Annotated in this window: 22 protein-coding genes and 1 pseudogene; 21 read left to right on the top strand and 2 right to left on the bottom strand. The window is 38.5% G+C overall.

The genetic code is table 11. The features are described 5' to 3' along the window. Positions 1–212: 212 nt before the first annotated feature. The 6 genes from M72_RS09620 to M72_RS17625 all read left to right on the top strand — a co-directional run bounded on the left by M72_RS09620 (position 213) and on the right by M72_RS17625 (position 4052). Positions 213–1115 (top strand): sugar phosphate nucleotidyltransferase, encoded by a 903-nt coding sequence (locus tag M72_RS09620; protein ID WP_055068064.1) that lies wholly within the window; start codon positions 213–215, stop codon positions 1113–1115. Positions 1116–1243: 128 nt separating this feature from the next. Then, a complete protein-coding gene (locus M72_RS09615) occupies positions 1244–1426 on the top strand; it encodes a hypothetical protein (RefSeq protein ID WP_055068063.1) in 183 nt (60 codons plus the stop codon). Positions 1427–1482: 56 nt separating this feature from the next. After that, the gene (locus M72_RS09610; RefSeq protein ID WP_055068062.1) at positions 1483–2373 is read left to right on the top strand and encodes an RES family NAD+ phosphorylase; all 891 of its coding nucleotides are present in this window, start codon (positions 1483–1485) and stop codon (positions 2371–2373) included. Positions 2374–2460: 87 nt separating this feature from the next. Continuing rightward, positions 2461–2790, top strand: a complete 330-nt coding sequence (locus M72_RS09605) for a hypothetical protein (RefSeq protein WP_055068061.1) — start codon at positions 2461–2463, stop codon at positions 2788–2790. Positions 2791–2896: 106 nt separating this feature from the next. Continuing rightward, positions 2897–3280, top strand: a complete 384-nt coding sequence (gene gloA2 / locus M72_RS09600) for an SMU1112c/YaeR family gloxylase I-like metalloprotein (RefSeq protein ID WP_055068060.1) — start codon at positions 2897–2899, stop codon at positions 3278–3280. Position 3281: 1 nt separating this feature from the next. Further along, positions 3282–4052 carry a hypothetical protein gene (locus M72_RS17625; RefSeq protein ID WP_243251955.1) on the top strand — a complete coding sequence of 257 codons (771 nt, stop codon included), beginning with the start codon at positions 3282–3284 and terminating at the stop codon, positions 4050–4052. Between the two features lie 170 nt (positions 4053–4222). Here M72_RS17625 and M72_RS09590 read toward each other — a convergent pair whose 3' ends face one another. After that, positions 4223–4822 carry an ATP-binding protein gene (locus M72_RS09590; protein WP_261291811.1) on the bottom strand — a complete coding sequence of 200 codons (600 nt, stop codon included), beginning with the start codon at positions 4820–4822 and terminating at the stop codon, positions 4223–4225. 577 nt (positions 4823–5399) lie between these two features. Here M72_RS09590 and M72_RS17360 point away from each other — a divergent pair. Continuing rightward, the gene (locus tag M72_RS17360) at positions 5400–5537 is read left to right on the top strand and encodes a hypothetical protein (protein WP_206541825.1); all 138 of its coding nucleotides are present in this window, start codon (positions 5400–5402) and stop codon (positions 5535–5537) included. A gap of 84 nt (positions 5538–5621) precedes the next feature. Here M72_RS17360 and M72_RS09580 read toward each other — a convergent pair whose 3' ends face one another. Next, entirely contained in the window at positions 5622–6689 is a 1068-nt protein-coding gene (locus M72_RS09580; RefSeq protein WP_055068059.1) for a helix-turn-helix domain-containing protein, read from the bottom strand. Between the two features lie 634 nt (positions 6690–7323). Between M72_RS09580 and M72_RS09575 the strand changes: the two genes are divergently transcribed. From M72_RS09575 to M72_RS09520, 14 genes and pseudogenes are all read left to right on the top strand, one after another. Then, on the top strand, positions 7324–7575 hold the full coding sequence (locus M72_RS09575; RefSeq protein WP_055068058.1) for a hypothetical protein: 252 nt from the start codon (positions 7324–7326) through the stop codon (positions 7573–7575). A gap of 42 nt (positions 7576–7617) precedes the next feature. After that, entirely contained in the window at positions 7618–8202 is a 585-nt protein-coding gene (locus tag M72_RS09570; protein WP_055068057.1) for a helix-turn-helix domain-containing protein, read from the top strand. 154 nt (positions 8203–8356) lie between these two features. Beyond that, a complete protein-coding gene (locus tag M72_RS17165) occupies positions 8357–8521 on the top strand; it encodes a thioester domain-containing protein (protein ID WP_176694783.1) in 165 nt (54 codons plus the stop codon). Positions 8522–8547: 26 nt separating this feature from the next. Then, positions 8548–8721, top strand: a complete 174-nt coding sequence (locus M72_RS16855) for an STAS-like domain-containing protein (RefSeq protein WP_206541824.1) — start codon at positions 8548–8550, stop codon at positions 8719–8721. A gap of 13 nt (positions 8722–8734) precedes the next feature. Continuing rightward, positions 8735–9247, top strand: coding sequence for a hypothetical protein (locus tag M72_RS09565; RefSeq protein ID WP_055068056.1), 513 nt, complete (start codon positions 8735–8737; stop codon positions 9245–9247). A 217-nt stretch (positions 9248–9464) separates the two neighbouring features. Next, positions 9465–9818, top strand: a complete 354-nt coding sequence (locus tag M72_RS09560; RefSeq protein WP_055068055.1) for an IS66 family transposase — start codon at positions 9465–9467, stop codon at positions 9816–9818. A gap of 255 nt (positions 9819–10073) precedes the next feature. After that, positions 10074–10382: a helix-turn-helix domain-containing protein gene (locus M72_RS09555; protein ID WP_055068054.1), complete on the top strand. Its 309-nt coding sequence runs from the start codon at positions 10074–10076 to the stop codon at positions 10380–10382. Positions 10383–10446: 64 nt separating this feature from the next. Beyond that, positions 10447–11355, top strand: coding sequence for an STAS domain-containing protein (locus M72_RS09550; protein WP_141652727.1), 909 nt, complete (start codon positions 10447–10449; stop codon positions 11353–11355). Positions 11356–11363: 8 nt separating this feature from the next. Next, positions 11364–11711: an STAS-like domain-containing protein gene (locus M72_RS09545; protein WP_055068052.1), complete on the top strand. Its 348-nt coding sequence runs from the start codon at positions 11364–11366 to the stop codon at positions 11709–11711. Continuing rightward, on the top strand, positions 11711–12265 hold the full coding sequence (locus M72_RS09540) for a type II toxin-antitoxin system VapC family toxin (RefSeq protein WP_055068051.1): 555 nt from the start codon (positions 11711–11713) through the stop codon (positions 12263–12265). The genes M72_RS09545 and M72_RS09540 overlap by 1 nt, the downstream gene beginning before the upstream one ends. A 713-nt stretch (positions 12266–12978) precedes the next feature. Continuing rightward, on the top strand, positions 12979–13170 hold the full coding sequence (locus M72_RS09535; protein WP_141652726.1) for a hypothetical protein: 192 nt from the start codon (positions 12979–12981) through the stop codon (positions 13168–13170). 99 nt (positions 13171–13269) lie between these two features. Further along, positions 13270–14955 (top strand): hypothetical protein, encoded by a 1686-nt coding sequence (locus tag M72_RS09530; RefSeq protein ID WP_141652725.1) that lies wholly within the window; start codon positions 13270–13272, stop codon positions 14953–14955. Positions 14956–15178: 223 nt separating this feature from the next. Continuing rightward, on the top strand, positions 15179–16642 hold the full coding sequence (locus tag M72_RS09525) for a HEPN domain-containing protein (RefSeq protein WP_055068048.1): 1464 nt from the start codon (positions 15179–15181) through the stop codon (positions 16640–16642). 256 nt (positions 16643–16898) lie between these two features. Next, positions 16899–17228 (top strand): annotated as a pseudogene (locus M72_RS09520) (UDP-galactopyranose mutase); the annotation flags it as partial. Positions 17229–17280 lie beyond the last annotated feature (52 nt).

The following is a 17280-nucleotide window of genomic DNA, read 5'->3' as shown; positions in this document are numbered from 1 at the left end:
ATTTTTTAAAAAAAAATAAAGCCCTATAGCCTTGAAAAATCAAGGCTTTGGGGCTTAAGTTGACCACATTGGGGTCAGACCCTTTGAAATACTAATAAAATGAGTAAATATGTTCTAAAAGTTTTCTAAAGAAAGTATAACATAAAGAAATTACGAATCTGTATGTGTTAAGGATGCTCAGTTAAAGCAATATGAACACAATAAGGAGAGAGATGAACACAACATTACTTATCATGGCTGCTGGTATCGGTAGCCGTTTCGGAACAGGAATTAAGCAGTTGGAGCCAGTGGATGATACTGGACATATCATCATGGATTATTCCATTCATGATGCAATTGAGGCTGGCTTCAACCATGTAGTATTTATTATCCGTAAGGATATCGAGAAGGAATTCAAAGAGGTCATCGGTGATCGTATCGCAGCTATTTGCTCTGCTCATAATGTAACTGTGGATTACGCTTTTCAGGACATTAACGATATTCCGGGAACTCTGCCGGAAGGACGTACAAAGCCGTGGGGAACTGGACAGGCCGTGCTTGCAGCGAAGGAAGTAATCGATACCCCGTTCATTGTGATCAATGCAGATGATTACTATGGCAAAGAAGGCTTCAAGGCCGTCCACGAGTATCTGGTAAATGGCGGTGAGTCTTGCATGGCTGGCTTTGTGCTGAAGAATACCCTGTCTGATAATGGCGGTGTGACTCGTGGTATCTGCAAGATGGACGAGGATAATAACTTGACTGAGGTTGTGGAGACCAAGAACATCGTAAAGACTGCGGATGGAGCAGAGGTAGATGGTGTGGCAGTCGATGTGCATTCTCTGGTCTCCATGAATATGTGGGGCTTGACTCCTGATTTTCTGGATGTACTGGAGGACGGATTCAAGGAGTTTTTCCAGAAAGAAGTACCGGGTAATCCTCAGAAAGCCGAGTATCTGATCCCCATCTTCATCGGTGAGCTGCTGGAGCAGGGCAAGATGTCTGTGAAGGTTCTGAAGACCAACGACACCTGGTACGGCATGACCTACCATGAGGATGTCGCAGCAGTGAAAGACAGCTTCAAGAAAATGTTAGAAAATGGTCTGTACAAAGCTGATTTATTTGCAGACTTGTGATATATTGGGAGCGGTAGCTCCCTACGTTGCTCAAATCTTCACACACCTCTACGCGGTGAGCAGTAGGCAACGATCAATTATGATCGGCGAAGATGTGAAAAAGATAAAAAAGTAAAGGAGATCTGACGATGATTCATCGAGTGACTTGTGATAGATGTGGTTCCATTTCGGAATATGATGATAAATCTATATGGGAAGGAAACCGCGAACATGAAGATATAGAGTGCCCTGTGTGTGGAAATATTATCGACAGTGCATTTACAGACCTTACTCCGGTAGCCAGACTTATCAAGAAAGGCGAGAAAAACTGATTCGAATTTCAGAATGATTGGCTGGCATTAAATTATAAGATTGGAAATACTGCGAAATGTCGTATCAAAATATTATGAGTCTTCCGTTATTTGATTTTGGAGATATTAAGAAAAGTGAAGCTACAATAAAAAATACATGGAATGAATTTCGAGTCGCTTTGGCAAATAAGACATTTAAATATGATGAGGTTGATTCAGCATTGACGACTACATTTTTGAAAGTGTTTGATGATTTGTTTGCCAATTGTTGCGTGAGGTTGGAACGTTCATTGGATGTTTTTCAAACTGATGGATATCTGGCCAGAGGTACTAAACTAAAAGCTCCGGAGACAGTATCATATGATCGCTTCTTGCCAAAAGCAGAATTTATTAATGAGGATAACAGATTCAGTCCTGTTGGCATTGAATGGCTGTATTTAGCATGGGCTAGTGACAAAAATTTGGCAGAGCAGTGTACGATAAAGGAATGTCGTGCATCGACAGGAAATCGCTTTGGTATTTGTTTATTTGAAATCAATTCTGCTAACAAGGATGAAAAAATAATTGATTTAACTTTGGCTGACGAGATGACGTATGAGGATATAAATGCTCAGCTTGAAAATAGCGGAAAAGTCTACCTCTCGCGTTGCTATGAGCGAAGCATGAAGAAAGGACGAGTAGTTATTCCCACTGAAAATGAAATTAATGAAATGAAAGCGGAAATAAACTTTTGGGCGTTGCATACGTATCTTAAGCTACTATCTGAGCAGATTTTTACTCCATTGGCTGATGCAGACGATAAAAGTTTGATGTATGCGCCTTTTCAGTGTATGGCTCAGTATTTTTTAAATAAGGGATATGTAGGAATTAAGTATAAAAGTACTGTTTGTACGGGGGCAAAGGATATTGTGCTTTTTGATAAAACAATGGCAACTCCGGCTGGATCGATTCAGGATTTCATAATTTGAAATATGAACGATAGCCGGGTAGTTATATTGCCCTCACCCCAACACAGTGCTATACTTAAACCATTAAAACGGAAAGAGGTTATCACCATGCCCAGAACTAAAGGTAGCAAGAATAAGCCCAAAACTGTGATTGCTGATTTTGCAACGCAGATTGCAGAAAAGCAGTCCGCAAAGGAAACACTCTCTGCTGAGATTGCATCCATCACTGCAAACATTGACACTTTGAAAGCTGACCTGAAAGAGAAGAAGACTGCTCTGAAGTCCGCAGAGAAAGAAGTAGCCAAGCTCGAAGCCAAGAAAGCCAAGGCGGATGCTAAGGCCGCTGAAGAAGCTAAGAAGGCTGAAGCCGAGAGTGTGGTTAAGAAATTATTAGCCAGCGGTGTGAGCGCAGATGAGATCCTCGAAAAACTGAAGTAAAACCTACGCCGTGTGGACAAACTGAACTTCAGAAGTTCACACGGTATATTTTGAGGAACTAAATATAGTTTGTAACGGAAATAAAAGAAATGGAGCGTGACACAAAATGAACTTATCTAAAATACATCATATCGCAATCATCGTATCTGACTACGAAGCAGCCAAGGAGTTCTATGTGAACAAGTTGGGATTCTCTGTCGTCAGAGAAAACTACCGCCCGGAGCGAAAGGACTGGAAGCTGGATCTGCGTGTTAATGAACACACGGAGCTGGAGATTTTCGCTGAGGAAAACCCGCCGAAGCGAGTGAACCGCCCGGAAGCCTGTGGTTTGCGTCACCTTGCGTTTTGCGTGGAGAGCGTGGAACAGACGGTGAAGGAACTGGCGGAGGTAGGCATTGAATGTGAGCCGATCCGTGTGGATGATTATACCGGTAAGAAGATGATTTTCTTCCATGACCCGGACGGATTGCCGTTGGAGCTGCATGAGTAAAATGAAGAAAACAAGAAAACCCGGCGGTGGCCGGAAGAAGCTGAAGCCGGAGTACGATGCTGGGAAAAATCTGAAAGAGCAGATGGAAAGTGCTGTGGCACTTTATAATTCTGAGATGTCCTTGCAGGCCATCGGCGATGAGCTGGGATTAAACCCAATAAAAGTAAGAAAGCTGCTCATCACAGCCGGTGTGTATGAATCGGATGTGGCGGAGAAGGTACAGGACACTTTTGAAGAATACCATGAAACACAAGACTACAAAACCTCCATACTCTCAACCGCAGCAGCTCTTGACCTATCCATAGCCTCCGTCACTTCGTACCTGCCATATAAAAAAGGTGTGTACTTCCCAAGTACAGAGAAAGAAAAAATCAGTGTTGGAGCAGAGCGGCAGCGGAGATACAGGGCGATGAAGCGGTGGAGGGCTGATCCGACAGAAGAAAACTTCTGGGGTGTGGTTCTGGTTTATGCTGGTGTGAAATTCAAAACCTACTCCGGGTTGCCATTTACTTATGAGGTACGGAAAGGCAGGAATGGCGAGTACACAAAAGAGCTGTGGATCGACCGCCGGGAGAAGAGTAAAAGTCTGGCGTGGAGTTCTATAGTTTTGGCACTGGGTAATATAAGATGTGAAGTAGTAGAGAGACCCAAAGCTCTGGGGGATATCCGGGGCGTGACTTATATATACGGAATGTTCTATCGGTTCGGGTTGATCGATGTGCCGGGCGAGGTAAAGGAAAAGATGGGTCATCCGAAAAAACGCAAAAAATAGGTTACTATGTGCAAAAGTCTACGGTATTATGTGCCGTAACTGAGGATGTGAATCTCAGTTGGGAAGGATGGTAGCATTATATGCATATTCCGCAAAAACAGAGCACTCGCTCCGCATGAGCGGAGCGCTGTTCCACTAGGAACGGATCATTGCCCTGTTGGTTAATAAAGTTACTTGTTTTCTACACGTCTATCGCGACCTGGAAAGTCTAATCGATATGCTTTAGAGGTCATGCGGCTGAGACATGCATCTGCATATGTGTTATCACCAAACAATTGGTACCAGTTCGCTACTGGCATCTGCGAGATGATGACTGTTGATTTTCGGCAATCTCTAGCTTCGATGATTTCAAAGAGATCACGGCACTTGTCGAGGTTTAAGTCCATCAATCCAAAATCATCTATAACCAGAAGATCATAACCAGCCATCTTGTTTGAATACTCATAGTAATTATCTTCATTATGTGCATGGGCGGATTCTTGAAGCAGATAATTAGCACGGATATATTTCACAGTCCTCATTTGATGTAGTGTTGTGACGCAAAGCGCACATGCAACATGCGTTTTACCAGCCCCTGCACCACCTGTAATCAAAAGATTGTTTGGTTCATCAATCCAATCACCTTTGGCTAGTAATTCAATGTGTTTCAAGGTAACGCACATGATTCTCGACCGTTGGCTTTCCATTAGGCTTACGAGCCGGTGGTGGGGGCACAATCGTATCATAGAAGTCCTCCAGATCAGAGAAGGTTGACTGTAATACAAGATCATCTTTTTCCTGAACAAAACGTTGATAGTATTCATAGAACTGAGATTTTTCATATCCCTCTGGATTCTTTTCTTTGTAGTCCAGCCAACAGAATGAAATATTTATTCTACTGTTTGGGGCATGAATACGATCATAGTAATACTGAAAATCTGGAAGTGGAACTTCTTTGCGTTGAAGATTTTTCTGTGGGTAAAAAAGCTTCTCTACTTCTTTTGGTGACATAGCTTCAAGCTCGTCAATGGTGAGATCAAACGCCTTATATCGACTCATGATCAAGTTAAGAGTGCTTGATCCGATTCGAAAACGATCCATAACAGATCTGGTTGGACACTTATTCAGACGCATCTGAATAGCACCAATAATAGTGTTGTAGTCCTGCATAAAAATGCCTCCTGTCGTAATCTAAAAATAATGACTACGAAAAAACTATAACACTTTATAAGAATGCGTGATCCGACGAAGCGGAAAAGTGCTCCGTTACGACCGGAAACTCTGATCCGTTGCTAGCGGAATCGGTGATCCGACGAAGCGGAATTTGCAGGCCACTGCCATAATCAAGAAAATACCTTTTATTGGAAAATGGATTGTTTAATAAAAAAGAAAAGAAAGAAAAAATGTAAACGTCAAATCATGCGTCAGCCATTAAAATCAACGCCGCCTGTTATGGGCGGCGCGGCTTTCGGCATTCCTCCGGAAGACTATCTGAACACGGCATAAGATGATCTAGTTTTCCGGATCTATATTTCCTTTTTCATCACAGAGTTTTGGCAACTCTGCAAGGATATACTTACCCTTTTTTTGTTATTCTGCTTCTGATGGAGCCGCTGGTGCAGTTGATGTTGCAAGGCAACCCTTTAAAACACATGATAGTTCTCGGTCATCTTCGTTTAAGATATGGAAGGTCTTTTCCAAATTTGATTCATTACATAATTTGGCAAGTTCCTTTACTGAGGTAGAAAGAGAAATGTCTTCCTTCAATGTATTTTTTGGCAGTGCATAGTACTCAGTAGCAATATTTAGGTAATTTTCAAGATTTCGTCGAAAGTCTGGATCAAAATTATCGTGCAGAAGAAGTTCTTTTAAAGTTTCCTTTTTTATCCAGATATGTTTTTCTTGTATTCGAAGAAGACCTTCGATGAGTGTACGGGTATTGGAATCAATTTCTGGATATTGTTGCATATTGCACAAACAGAATCGGTGTATCGCAGGATGACGACAACGACCAGATGAGGTTGTTGCAGCACAGCCAATAACGCAGGCAAGTTCTTTGTTATTGAGATTGCCATGGTTAAAAACCATGAACCACATATCTCCATATTTGCTACAAACAAGTCGGCAGAACATTTGGCTATTAGATGAGTAAACTAAAGTTCCCTCATAGTGCTTGGAAAATGGGGTACCTTCATTTGTAAAATCACCAGAATCAATGTCAAGTATAGCGGAGCATTCATGCATAGAATTGAAATCTTCTAGCTGAAGTGTTCCATGAACCAAGGTTTGACCTGCGTGATCTTCTGGATAAGCAGACGTTGGAAGAAAGAATACATGGTAATTTCCGGTGTAGCCATTGTAAGCTGGATGATCGATGTCAAAGATGAATCTCTGTTGTCCGTTTTCTGCAGATGTTTTTGCTATTTCAATGGAATGAAATACAGCATTAAGGTTTAAATCTAATCCTTCACAGACCTTTAACAAAGTGGATAAAGTTGTAGAGGAAGGGGTTTTAAACATGTTGTCGATAGTTCTTGGAGACATTTTCCCAGTTTTCTTGACGCAAATATCAGCCAGATCACGAGAGGTTAAAGATTTTTCCTTCATAACATTTTCAATGTAATTGACGATTTTGCGGAGAATTTCTTGATTGTTCATAAGTCAGCACTCCTTTCTGAAAAAGCAACATTTACTAGTTAAATATATGATACCATATGTGTTTTAAAAAGAAAATAATAAAATTGCAAAATACTGCACAAAAAAATAATATTAAGGAAATGATATACGCTGTTAATAAATAGATGTGTAAAATAATGCAATTTGCACAAAAAAATACACTATAACGCATTGACCATAGTGCATATTGACAATAAATGATAGCGATGCTATAATGTAAAAAGACCTACTCCCTTGGCACGAGAGTAGATCTAAAAAACGCTTAGACAGACAAAATCGACATCATCCTACTGGTCTATATCCAATTGGCACTTGGAAATAACAGGATTGGTGTCGGCTTTTATCAGTACTATATCATGTTGTATATAACATTAGTTGTGGCTCACATACGAATGCCCTTCTAATAAGTAACTTTAGATCTGAACCTTCAACCCAGATTTTCTTTTCCTCTTTTAGAGGAACATATAGAAAAAGTTGTTAAATACAACATGCATTAGTATATCATGCGGAGAAAAACCAGTCAAGGTTTTTTGCAATAGATATATTAAATTTGTATGAAAAATATGTAAAATAAGAACAATTTTCAGCGAGTATAGTAGCTGGAGAGACGAAAAGAATGCGAGAAATTACTATGGATAAAAATACGATAAGAGAAACGGTGCGTATGATAGCAAGTGACCAGATCGTTATCAGCGTTGTAGGAGTAACTGTTTCAAGAGTAGATACACTTGAAAATTATATAACGGTAAACAACGAAATGATAACGGTAGTTGGGGGAAAGTTTCTACTGAAAAAGAATTTGGCAGATGACAGTTACGTATTGACGATAAATGCAGGTAAAGCATTCTGCGGAGATAGTACGGGATAAAAGTCTTAAAACGTAAGTACCACTTTTTCTGGAACGGATTTTATGTATAAGATAGCCGGAATAGAAATGTTAATCATTTCGTCCGGCTATAATTGTCTTCATTTGCAGGAATATAATACACAAAATCTGACCAGAAGGGTGGTGGTTATAATGGCGTCTGACTGTGAAGGACGAACTCAACAACAAATAGGACAGAAAATAGAAGAATGGCGTAAAAAAGTAGGCTTATCACAGTTAGATCTGGCAATGGTGCTAGGTCTGAAAAGTGATAGGCATTATAGGCGTATCTGTATAGAGTGTACATATGAGTTTTCGCAATCGCAGATTGGGCGTCTGGCAAAACTGATGCAGGTGTCAACGGAAGAATTGATACCAGATGAAGAATTTGAAGAAGATTCGGATTATATAGATAACATCATAAAAAAAGGCAGCGAATACAAGCAGGAACAAATTAAGAATGCAATAGTTGAAAGTTCGAAGCCGAGATTTAGTGAAGCTGAGAGGAGAATTGTATCGTATGCTACTGAAATAATAAATATGGAAGACGAGGAATTAAAAGAGAACTATGCGAACCAAATGGAGAGTGCATTAAAAATGATAAGCATAATGAAGCAAAAGATAACTTAGGCGGTCATTCAATAAGAAAGAGAATGATCGTTTTTTTATGTCCGAAATCAACCAGACATATATGTCCGGTCATAAATTTCAATTCGTACAAGGATGTCCGATTGGAGGTCTGGCTATTTGCTAAGATTAGACCATCACAAGGGAGGTACAAGCAATGACCAGAGATGAATACTTAGAATTCTATCAGGCATATGGTAGTTATCTTACTTATCAGTATACTGTGAAATTTGGCAATGTATCCGCCACGGTATATTGCGTGCAGCCATCCAAACTGAGACTTGGTATTGGAACGTACACGATTAATAAGGTTGGAGATTAGAAAAAAAGAAAAACTGGAAATTTTATTTGATGGTGCATTTGGTTATCCACCTTCATTTTTTGGATGAAGCATTTGGTGGATTGGTAAAGAAAATGAAAGATAAGAAGGTATTAAATAGTATTGTTATTGTCTCAAATGATGATTTGACATTGGAACGTAAAATTCGTAAATATGTTGAAGATGCGGGGAAAAAACTATAGGGGGTGTGAGAAGATGAAAAAAGATAGTGTTAAATATATTGTTTTGATTGTATTTTCTCTAGCAACTCTGGTATTATTAATTCTAAATGCAGTGTTTGATTTTAATGTCTTTTGGACAGTTAATATTAGTGATGGAATTGAAATATTTGTATTAATATTTGTTTCTTATTTTTTAGTTGATAGGCAAAATGAAAAGGATAGAAAAAAAGAAAAAATCAATGCATTGATAAATAAAGTTCAATTGCGATTATTGGATGCTGATTTGGTAAAAGTTGATACAGAAGAAAATAGAAAAATAACTAGGATAAAAGTTACTTCAATTTCAAATTTATTAGAAATCATCAAAGATAATATGGACAACAAAAATAATATTGATAATATTGTTACGAAAATGGATAATTTATCTGTATTAATAATGGATCATATAGAGGATGAGGATTACATAAGAAAAACTAATTCGCATATAATACGAACCGTGATTGATATTGATACAAAATTGGAGAAAATAAAATTTGATATTAATTAAAATTGATTTCTATGGTAAACGTTAAACCACTCGCCTTGGATAATTAGCATCTTTGTGCAATACTCTAAAAAATGCGAAAAACTAATAGTTTTTTAGAGGAGGCAAACTATCATGGATCAGCTCACACATAATGTCAGGCGTGCCAATTGGTTAAACATCATAAATCAATGACAGGAACGACCTGTAAACATAACCGTCCGACAATGGCTGAAAGATAATGATGACATCAAAGAAAAGTGATTATACAGTACCTCCAAAATCAAAAACAGGCCAAGGACTTAATTTCGTGATCAATCAGGAAAAATACTTACGGATATTTCTCGAAGATGGCGATGTCCCTATCGATAATTCAGCTTCGGAGAGAGCCATACGAACCTTTTGTCTGGGCAAGAGAAACTGGATGTTTCACAATACCGCAAAAGGAACAGCTGCCAGTGCAATGGTATATAGTATTTCTGAAACCGCAAAGCTGAATCATCTGCGACCGTATTATTACTTTAAGTATATCCTTGCACAGTTGCCAAAACTCTGTGATGAAAAAGGAAATATAGATCCGGAAAAACTAGACTAAGAATGAATAACCTATCAGTAGATGAGCATCTGTATGAATTATTGTTGTAATTATATATCATTAATGATAGTATTACTGTAGATAATTTACAATCGGATTGAAAATGAAGATTATTTATAGAATTATACTACAATAATGATATAATACATATGAGGCTGGAATGAGGTTTGAAGAAGTCAAAAGCACCAAGACCTAATCACACACAAACGGTAAAGCGTGCAAAAGAAAGATTAGAGAAGATGGGGATTAAATAGGATGTTAGAAATTAATCGAACAGATTATGAAAGAGAGAAGGAAGCACGCGAGAGACGTTTGAAAGCTTATGCTGATGAAATTCAGAATCAAGTTAGGGACAAGTCAAGAGAGATTGTGAAAGAATTGGTGGAGGAGCGCCATAAGCAGGAACTGACACAAGCGGATATGGCAGAATTGACTGGAATGATGGCATCTAATATTGCCAGGTTAGAGAACGGGAGTAGAGTACCAACCTTTCTTGTGCTACAAAAGTATGCAGTTGCGTTAGGAAAACAGATAGAGATTAAGTTGTGTGACTGTGAGGAGTAGGCGATTGACAAAATCATAGCGCATTTGATGAGTTGGCATTCGAAAGTATACGAGAGGAAAAGAGATGATGGATCAAGAAGAATTAGTGTTTCATTTTGATAAAAATTTGCAAAATACACTCTCTTCATATAAGAAATTAATTGAATTATTTCATTTGTTGGATTCGGCAGAAAACGGTCATTTTGTATTGGATTTTACGAATGTGAGTTTTTTATCTGCTAATTTATTAGCCGTATTAGGCTGTTGTGTGGATAATACGATGACTAATAGAAATCATTCTATAAAGGTTAGAAATCTTCATCCGAAGATAAAGGCAGTAATGAGAAAAAATGGATTTAATCGCTATTTTACATGGGAGGATCTAGAAGATCGATTTCATAGTACAATGGACTATTCTATTTATGAGGCAACTACAGAAAAATTAGTTGATTTTGAAAAATATTTGTTGCTAAATGTATTTAGCAGAGGTGATATTCCACTTATGAATCCCGCTTATAAGAATTGTATTATAGATAATTTGTTGGAAATGTTTAATAATGTAATTGATCATGCAAATAGTAATTATGTTTATGTATGCGGGCAGTTTTTTCCGCATAGTGGTAATTTGACATTTTCCATTGTTGATATTGGAAGAACAATTCTAGAAAATGTAGAACTATATATGACCGAAAACAATATGAAAAAGCCGGATAATAGCTTGCAGTGGGCAATTTTGCCGGGACATTCAACCAAAACGGAACAAGCGCCAGGCGGTTTGGGATTTAGTACATTATTATACTTTTTGAAAAAGAATAGAGGGGAATTTATATTGATTTCAGGTAATGAAGCGTATGAATTGAATAAAAATAATAAGGATAGGTTTAATAGGATAGAAAAATTTTTCCCTGGAACAATAGTAACCGTAACAATTAATTTGAAAGATGAACAGGCATATTTGTATGATGAAGCAACGAATAATGTCATAATATTTTAGGAGGATCGATGAAGAATAATTATTTTAATGTAGCTGAATTGATAGAAAGCCCATCAGCTTTGACAAGAGAACAAGGAAGCGTGGTTTACAACGTAATAGTGCCATTGTTGCGAAATGGAGAAAATATAACATTAGATTTTGCTGATGTTGAAAGTTTGATAACACCTTTCTTGAATGTGGCAATAGGTAAGTTATATGAAGATTTTAGTAGTGAACAGTTGAATGATCAATTGAAAATATCGAATCTGCCAGAAGGAACAAGGGCTAAATTCAAATTGGTTATTGAGAATGCTAAAAAGTATTATACAGATAAGGAGCTGTTTGAAAAAAATGTAGAGGAAGTGATTGATAATTAATGAAGAAAAATATTGTGCAAATAGATAATTTTGTGCCACAAAAAGACCAGAAGATTGTGCTTGACACAAATATCTTAATTAATTTGTTTTATCCGATTAATTTTTCCAATAGAGATGTGTGCGATGAATTGTATGCGAGAATATTGAAAAACGGGAGTAAATTGTTAATTACGTCGATACAATTATCAGAGTTCATAAATCGGTGCATTAGATTTGAATATAATCAATACAGGGCTGGAATCGGGGATAGTAGTCTTGATTATAAAAAGAATTATAGATCAACAGAGGACTATAACGAAAAGATGAATGCAATTTTGTCAATTGTAAGATCTGACATTGTGAAAAATTTTCAGTTCGTAGATGATGGGTTTAGTCGAATGCAACCGGATGAAATTTTTATATATGGGTTTTCTTATGATTTTAATGATGCATTGTTAGCAGCTTTCGTTAAAGAACAAGATGCAATACTGGTAACGAATGATTATGACTTTATAAATTATGGATCGGAACTTCGTATTGTTACCAATAATAAATTATTAGGGAGTATGCATTGAATTTTGTTTGTTCAAAATATATTATATACAATTAACTTGATAGAAATTATTCCTTGGACATGGTTGAGAAAAATTGTAGACAATTATAGTGTTTTTAATTGTGGATTTTTTCAATGCAAGTTTGGCATACAGTAGAGGTGTTTCCTTTGCCTGCCGGTAAAGATACACAACATCATTCGGGTCATCAAAAGTAACGGAGAAATTACATTCCTTATAACGGATAATAAGAACAGAGTTCTCACCGGTATTGATAAGGATGGAGTCTGTAGCGGGTGCTTACATACCAAGTTGAAAATCAGGATTATTGTTCATGGGACTCTCCTTCCCACAGATATTTTGCATCATCCAAGAGGTCAATTATAGCTGTAAATATATTGGGGTATTCTGTCTGCAATTCCCTGATTTCATTTGAAGCAGGAAACGTACCAGAAGTGGTATCAGTTGATGTGAATGCTTTTTGCATTTCAAGCAATTGCAGATACAGTGTGTACAAGAGGATATATGGTTTCTTTCTTGTCGACAATGCAGATGCGGTTGTATATGCAGGAATATGCCGGTTGCTTTGGAGCATTTTCAATCATATAGTGAAATAAGAGGTACAGAAATTGGTGCTGCAATAGGGAGTTGTAGAATATAAAAAATAAATAATACTATCACACGGCAGCGCTTATCATAAATAAAAACAACGAGGATAATGAATGATGGATGTGGTAATGAATTTATTAGAACTTATGGAGAACTTCGGTGTTGAATCCGCAGTTGCTATGGTTCTGTTTATTGCTGCATTTACCATGATCTTCGCGGTGTATAAAGAGAGAGTTTTAAAGTACATTCTGCATGAGAGAAACGTTTGGGGATTTGCTTTTTCATTGGTATATGCTGGTGCGGATCTTTTGCTATCTTGATTTGGAATGATTTCGCATCTTGCGTTTTATATGCTGCTGATTTTAGATATCCTGTATCTGGCTTACTGTATTTATCTCATTAAGCATCCGTCACCATATGTGAAGAAAAAACTGGATGAGATGGAAAGACGCTTTAATGAAGGCGATATACTGGGAAATAAGGATTTCTTTAGAAAGAAGCCTTGGTACATTACTGAAAAGGTAGAGATAATTCGTTATACGAGATTAAAGTCGATGTATTCCTCGCATGTAGGAGAAATTGCTGAAGCTTACCATGAAGCTGCGAACATTCCACATGAATGGCTATATGAGGATGAGATCCCTGATTTCATAACTACGAAAGCAATGCTGCTTTGGAATATGGGAGACTTCAGTGCCGCGGTTAAGGTTATGGAAGAAGCAGATCTTTCGAACACTGCAATCGGACATATGCTTTTATCATTCGTAGCAGAGTACAGTGGTGACTTTGATACTGCGTATTTAGAAATGAAAGCAGCAAAGAATTGCATTACCATACAAGAGGTTGATCCCGCATACAAGGTTCAGATCTATCATAATTACGGTCGAATAGAGTTGATCTGTGGAAATCGACTAGAAGCCCTATCATACATGCAGATGGCATGTACTGAGGTCCCGAAATTGCAACCAGTAAGAATGGATTTGGTCCATATCTGCTTTTCACAGTTCATTTTCAATCTTGCATTGGATGCGGACGAGAAATATAAAGTCGATGATTATATTAAAAAATATCATGACTTAATAAAGAATGAGTCGATAGATAATTTGATTGAGTTCAATAACTGCAAGATCAGCTATTATAGACAGCTACATGATAGCGAAGCTACTTATCGGGGCATCAAGGACGGGTATGATGCTGTGATGTCGAAAATTGCAGATCCTGAGCAGAGGGCATTGTATCAGGTATCAACATTCCGGATGCTTATGAATGGTGAGTTTGTGCATGACTGGTTAGATGCGGATATCGAAAAAGAGTATAAAGGATACGAAAATCTATCACCTGGAGCAAGATTAGCCATAAGTAAAGAGTTTATGGGCATTCTTCATCTGCCGGATTTTTACTGTGTTAAGAATCAATCACCATACAAGCAGATTTACAACAGAGTGACAAACTACTATAAAAAGGGCAAGGCACAGAAGGATATCGATGAGTGTCTTTCCAAATTAGATGCACATGAAATTGTTAAGAGATGTCGATTACTACAAAATCAGTTAAGCGTATTAAAGCATGTAGAAAGAGAATGTCATATTTCAAAGAGTAAAGAGAAATATCTTAATCTGCATAAAACGTGGATGGAAGCTGGATTTAGAATTGACGCAACTAATACACTTATGATATTAGCTGATGAGTGCATGTCATCATTTAATGTAGTTATTCAGCCAGCACCATGGATGCCATATTTTGTCCATCAGGATTTTCTGGACATGCTTTCTGGAGGACCAGCACCACAGCTGATGTCAAATGGATTTCAGTTGAAGTATAGCAAATATATCCCTGACTACTTTAAGGTCATTCCTCAAAAGAAAGACGTATTAGAGGAAATGCTCGAAATACTCATGCCAGAGGTTGAGAGTTGGAAGAGTCACCCGGCGAAGTATGAGTATTCCATCCACATCGCTCATTACTTGATGGGGCTAGGTCGAAGAGACGAGGCTAAGAAGTTCTATCTGATTTTTAAAGAAAGCAAAATCTCCATCGAACAGTATGCTTTGTGGATGCGGCAGGAAGTTGAGATACTGGATGCTGAGTTTGAAGTTGAAGTTTAGTGATTTCGTTTATTCTGCGAATAAAAAAAGATAAGCATTGATGCGATAGAAGTATAATTACAAGGGGAGGACAGTGGACAAACTGAACTTCAGGAGTTCACATGGTATATTTTGAAGGCAGCTATATAGTTTATAACGAAAATAAAAATGGAGTGTGACATAGAATGAAGCCTATGCTTGAGCATACCGCTCGCACACTTTATTTTGATTGAGGAGATTGTGTATGCAGGATACGAATTGGAGTCAAATTGAATGGGAACTCTTAAGTGAGGAGATAGAACTTAGTCCTCCTTGGAAGGCGGATCATTTTTTCAACACATTTCGTCTGGATATGGATGGAATCTATAAGATTCAAATATGGCGTGATGAAGAATATATGCTGCGAGCAAAACTAATTGGGAATTGTGTTATAACAGATCAAGGGGATGAGGGTGCTCTGGAGCGTGGTGTGATAGTTCAGAGTGATTTAAAAGGTGTGTGGGATTATTCGTATTCCGCGAAGCTGATACAGTGCTTTCCGGAACTGGCGACAACCAATTATTTACTGCAGGAAGATCGTACGGCAGTTGAATGTACAATGGGCATTTCCCATATTAAGGTGAAACCGCACAAGTCACTGCCGAAGCAGAAACGGGAGAGTCTGGTGGAATGGTGCCTGAATGCTCCGACATCTACGGTATTGTATGTAGATTCGACGGAAAGAAAAGTGAAAACGAAGCTTCAAAAGAAGCGGGATATGTGTGAGGATTCCTATATTCCGAATCGGCAGAGTCAGAATTCGAGAGATACGGTATATATCGCTTTCGAGAAGACGGGATGCTATATTAGCCAGGTGCCGGAGCAGTATGAGCCACGGTGGTCGGGTAAATTATCAATTGAGTACAGAAAGAAGTTTGGTTATGTGCCGGATAAGAAGACACGGGAGGCTGTGCGGGAATTAGCGGGCTTTCTTATGGGGCGAGATCTGAAACTGATTGGACGTACGGAATATAGCAAGAGTGGTTTTGCTATTCGGGCGATGGCACAGAACCCGCAGAGTGTCAACATTGTTAAGGTGTGCCGGTTGTGCAATCAGGAGATTGTTCCGGTACATATATATGGAAATGAAAGCCTGAATTTTAAAGAGACAATGGAGCAATTGCTTCCACGTTACTTACATAGTGATATGCGAGATGTGATTCAAAAAACATTGCCTCTATATTGGAGTTCGTTTGTTTTGTATGTTGATAATGCAATTCCGGTGATTGCCAGTGCAATTGAGACTTTGCAGAAAGCCTGGTTTGCGCTGGAAGAAAATGAGAGCGTTTCTGTCTATTATCCGAAGACAAAGTTTCGAGAGTTAAAAAAAGATTTGATTGCCATCATAGACGAGAAATTGGAAGAAGGTCCATATAAGAATGCGGTTCGGAACAAGGTGGATCAGTTGAATCAGATGTCGGTCAGAGATAAGAATGAGTCCTTTTTTGCGCAACTTGGCATTACTTACGGAGAACGTGAGATTCAGGCGATTCGTATGAGAAATGTTTTTGCACATGGAGATACGAACGGAAAAACGGATGCAGGGAATATGATCGAAGCTATCAAGGTTCTACAATTGTTGTATGCGAAGAGTGTACTCAAGCTTCTGGGATATGAAGGGGAATATATTGACTGGTGTGATGGGGGAACGCGAAAAACGGTATATTGAATATGAATTGTTTAAGCGTTATTTCTTCAACTGCGCAAGTTCGGCTTCAAGCTCCGCGATACGAGAGGCTTGTTGATCAATGGTTTGAGTCAACTGTGTATTAGCTTCTTCCGGATAACGAAGCTTATTGTTTTTTATGGCCTCCCAGTAGGCGGCATCAGCGCGTGAATCTATATGAATGGCTCACCTTCCGTGAAGGTGGCTCTCTTCATCCGCAATGGTGGCTCTGAATTCCCGTGCAGATGGTTCTGTGTTCAAAGTGCTGGACAAGCCGAATTTTCAAGGAAATGCGGCGGTGAATTATACGGATCGTGAGACGTCGTGGACGAGGATCATCGAACACAAGTGGTTTGAGTTTGGTAAGGATGATGACGGAAATGATATTCCGAAGACGGTGATCAGCAGAGAGTACAGTTCGGAGTGGAAGGTCGGTGATGAGCCGTACTATCCGGTGAACGATGAGAAGAATAGTGCACTGTATCAGGAATATAAGAAGCTGGCGGATAAGGAGCAGAAGGTAATTTTTGGCGGACGGCTGGGCGAGTATAAGTATTATGGTAAGCGCCTAGTTTCAGGGTGGATTTAAAATCATCACAAAATTTGCCATAATTATAGATGATAGATGCCAGCATTTTACT

This window comes from Roseburia faecis, from assembly GCF_001406815.1.
In the GTDB taxonomy this organism is placed as follows: Bacteria; Bacillota; Clostridia; order Lachnospirales; family Lachnospiraceae; genus Roseburia; species Roseburia faecis.
This window is presented reverse-complemented; position numbering and strand designations above follow the sequence as displayed.